We start from the raw sequence: 3,310 nt of genomic DNA, 5'->3' as shown, positions 1-3,310 counted from the left end.
GCATCAAGAGCACTCCTACCAGCCTCAGGACTACCACCAGCATGAGAAGCCCTACCATAAAAATGAAATCTAGCGGAATTCATGGCGTTTGTGGATCCAAGGCTTACGGTGTTGAATGATGATGGATGATAGTTTATTGCGAAATCTAATCCTTCAAATACCCCTTCCCTTGCCATGAACACTTTACCTATCAATGTTTCCTCTGCTGGGCATCCAAAGTATTTTATAGTTCCTTCCATTTTACATTTCTCCATAGCTATTTTTAGCGCTATGGCTCCTGCAGCTGTGGCTGCTCCGAATATGTTGTGTCCACAACCATGACCAGGAGCCCCCTCAATTATTGGTTCTCTCCATGGAACCCTCTTTTGCGATAGTCCTGCTAGAGCATCATATTCTCCAAGTATCCCTATTACTGGTTTTCCACTTCCCCACTCCGCTACGAAAGCTGTTGGCATACCAGCAATGCCACGTTTAACCTTGAATCCATATTCCTCCAACGTGTCTGCTAGCAGCTTTGATGAATTATATTCTTCCAGTCCTAATTCTGCATACTCCCATATTTTGTCGCTTAAAAATATTATTTTGCCCTTATTCTCTTCTATCCATTCTAATGCTATATCCTTTGCATTCATGTATACACGTATTATATAATGTTTCTATAAAGCTTATGTTTCCGATTTTGAGGTTTAAAAAAATGGGTTTGTTTATTGGTTTATTTCTACTTTACTCCAGCTCTGAAGTATGCTCCGCAAGCTGGGCATTTGTATAGTCCCATTGTTACGGGTCTTCTCCCCTTTGGTGCTAGTACCCAAGTCTTTATTGGTGTGCTAACTTCGGTTCCACATTTCTTACATTTAACCATGGATTTCACCTTCACTTTTTATGTTATCATTATTTATGATGTTGATGATGAATTTAAATTTTTCTATGTTTAATGTAATATTTTTTTAAAATATGGTTATGATATATTAAATAATGTTCATTGGATTTTTGCTTTTTCTATGAATTCTTTGAGTTCATGTATGTTTGGATGTTCAGGTCTCTCCTTTGATATGTATATTGCTGCCACTGCATTGGCTATTATTAGTCTCTCATAATCTTCCAATTCAGCCCCCCACCCCATTATGTTTCCAGCATTCCATGCATCTCCAGCTCCAGTGGTTCTTTTCACGTTTACTTTGAAGCATGGTGCAATTATGGTTTCCCCATTCTTTGATGTTGCTGAGTATTCTGGTGTGTGTACGTCTAATCTGAAGTTAACCTTCCTCGAAATCTCTGATATAAATTTCTCTGGGCTTTCATGATACTTTTCATCATTGAGAATTATCTTCCCTATGACGTTTAGTTCATTTTCGTTTAGGCTTATGGCATCTATTAAATCCCCCCTTATAATCCTCCCCATTAACTCCTTTAGATCTTCAATTCTATGTCTTGGGTCTCCCAAGTCTATGTACACTTTTCCCCTCCCATTCTCCTTTACTTTTCTTGCAACGCTCTCTATGAGTTCATTTCCATATCTGTTAACGTTCCATGTGAACATGCATGTGAAATTGCTGTTGAGTATTGCTTCCCAATCCTTTTCATTGAGCATTTTGGGGTTGAATTTGGATAGTATGCCTGGATAGCTTATCATTATGTTTACTTGTCTCCCCATGTATTTGCTCTCTATTATTGCTGTTATTGCTTGATCTTCAACTATCTTTACGTGGCTTAAATCTACTCCCATTGCATCCCTTTTAAGTATCTCCAATCCAACGTTGTTTGCACATGTTATAAGCTTCACTTTCCCCCCTAGTTTAGCTATGGCTGCTGAGAAGTTTGCTGCGCATCCTCCCCTCATTATGCTCTGCACATTCTTGAATATGTTCCCTCCACCACGTGTAGCTGTTTCAACTATTTCCCCTATTAGATTGTTTATGTCTGTTTCCATGTATATGAAGTGGTCTATGAAGTAGTCGTGTAATGCTACCACATTGAATTTATCCCTCTTATCAATTATCTTATCTATTACCTTCCCGAATTCCATTACCTCTTCATCCACCTTACATATGCTGTTCCTATTCTGATGAGTGCATTTTTGAAGTCTTGTGATAGTGTGTATGTTCCATCTTCACGTCTATATGATATTAATCCCATGGGTATTAGGAATTCTGATAATACCCTATATGCCATGCTCTTCCTCCTAGATCCCAGCTTCTCATTTATAATCTTCGACATCTCCTCTGAATTTATAGTCATGGTCTTTCTATCCTCCTTTACTGCTATCTCCTTAATTCCCTCCAATATTTCTTTGGCTATCTTCCTGTATTCTTCACCTCTACTGAAAATTATTTCTAGGATTTCATCTAAACTCATGTTTGTTTTCACGTTTTCTACGTTGAAGTACATGTATCCAGTTTTCCTCTCCTTTTCACCAAGTCTTCTTGGCATTTCCCTCTAGATATAACTTTATATTCGAATACTATAAATAGTTACTTTGAGTTTAGGGGGATGTTTTTGTCTATTGGCGGATATTATAAGATGCTATTGGATAAAGTTCGTAGTTATATTAGGGGTGTTGGTGAGATTTCATTTGATGATTTGAGGGTTTGGGCTAAGGGTGAAGGTATAGGTTTAGCCACCTTAACTGCTATTCTAAATGATCTTTTGAAGAGTGGTGAGATTTCAGCTCCGGAGGGGTTTATGGAAGTTGAAGATGTACTCTGCAGTTTTCAAGTTCCAAGGATTATTTCATCTAAACCAAGCATGAGCGTTAGCTCTACAAAGGTTGAGGTTTCCGGGAAACCTGCTACCACGGAGGCTTCTGTGGAGAAACCTGTTGCGAGAATTGATTTGGATTGGATGAAGGATGCTGATTTGAAGAGGTCTGTGGAGTATTTGAATAAGTATCATAGTGTTGGTGTTATAAGGTTTCTTAGAGACTTATCTGAAATGGGGGTATCAAATCCTGAAGCTGTTTTAAAGAAGCTTATCTCCCTTGGATATGTTGATTATTCCCCATCAGGGGTTGTTAATGCTTCAAGTAAGCTCCCAAAAATTTCAGATAAACGTTTACTCTCCGAATTCATTTAAACGGAGAATTTACATGTAAAAATGGGTTTATTTGGTTTATATTTTGAACATTTTCCTAATCTCTTCACTTAATGGTCTTTTAGTTTTCAGTGGTGGTTTTATACCTTCTACGGACATCCCCCAAACCATTGCCGCTATTGTGTATCCTGAGAAGCTTTTATCCTCTATGGTTGTTGGTATTATCTCCTTTGCACTATACTTTGTTCTAAGGTAGGATAGTGCATCTTCCACCAATTCA

At 38.1% G+C, this 3,310-nt stretch carries 6 protein-coding genes; 1 reads left to right on the top strand and 5 read right to left on the bottom strand.

Annotated elements, in window-relative coordinates:
* The 4 genes from MRT15_RS10755 to MRT15_RS10740 all read right to left on the bottom strand — a co-directional run.
* Window positions 1–632 (bottom strand): amidohydrolase (locus MRT15_RS10755; protein ID WP_304330165.1); only part of this gene is annotated, 632 nt, incomplete at its 3' end.
* Window positions 633–718: 86 nt separating this feature from the next.
* Window positions 719–862: a chromatin protein Cren7 gene (locus MRT15_RS10750; protein WP_304330164.1), complete on the bottom strand. Its 144-nt coding sequence runs from the start codon at window positions 860–862 to the stop codon at window positions 719–721.
* 117 nt (window positions 863–979) lie between these two features.
* Complete coding sequence (locus MRT15_RS10745; protein ID WP_304330162.1) at window positions 980–2,026, bottom strand: carbohydrate kinase family protein; 1,047 nt, start codon at window positions 2,024–2,026, stop codon at window positions 980–982.
* Complete coding sequence (locus MRT15_RS10740) at window positions 2,026–2,430, bottom strand: hypothetical protein (protein ID WP_304330161.1); 405 nt, start codon at window positions 2,428–2,430, stop codon at window positions 2,026–2,028. The genes MRT15_RS10745 and MRT15_RS10740 overlap by 1 nt, the downstream gene beginning before the upstream one ends.
* 66 nt (window positions 2,431–2,496) lie before the next feature.
* Between MRT15_RS10740 and MRT15_RS10735 the strand changes: the two genes are divergently transcribed.
* The gene (locus MRT15_RS10735; RefSeq protein WP_304330159.1) at window positions 2,497–3,072 is read left to right on the top strand and encodes a hypothetical protein; all 576 of its coding nucleotides are present in this window, start codon (window positions 2,497–2,499) and stop codon (window positions 3,070–3,072) included.
* Between the two features lie 36 nt (window positions 3,073–3,108).
* On the opposite strand, the gene MRT15_RS10730 is transcribed toward MRT15_RS10735, so the two are convergent.
* Window positions 3,109–3,310 (bottom strand): hypothetical protein (locus MRT15_RS10730; RefSeq protein ID WP_304330157.1); only part of this gene is annotated, 202 nt, incomplete at its 5' end.

The sequence above is a fragment of the Candidatus Culexarchaeum yellowstonense genome (assembly GCF_024707025.1).
Lineage (GTDB): Archaea > Thermoproteota > Methanomethylicia > Culexarchaeales > Culexarchaeaceae > Culexarchaeum.
The sequence above is the reverse complement of the archived record's forward strand: the minus strand, read 5'-3'. Positions and strand labels throughout refer to the sequence as shown.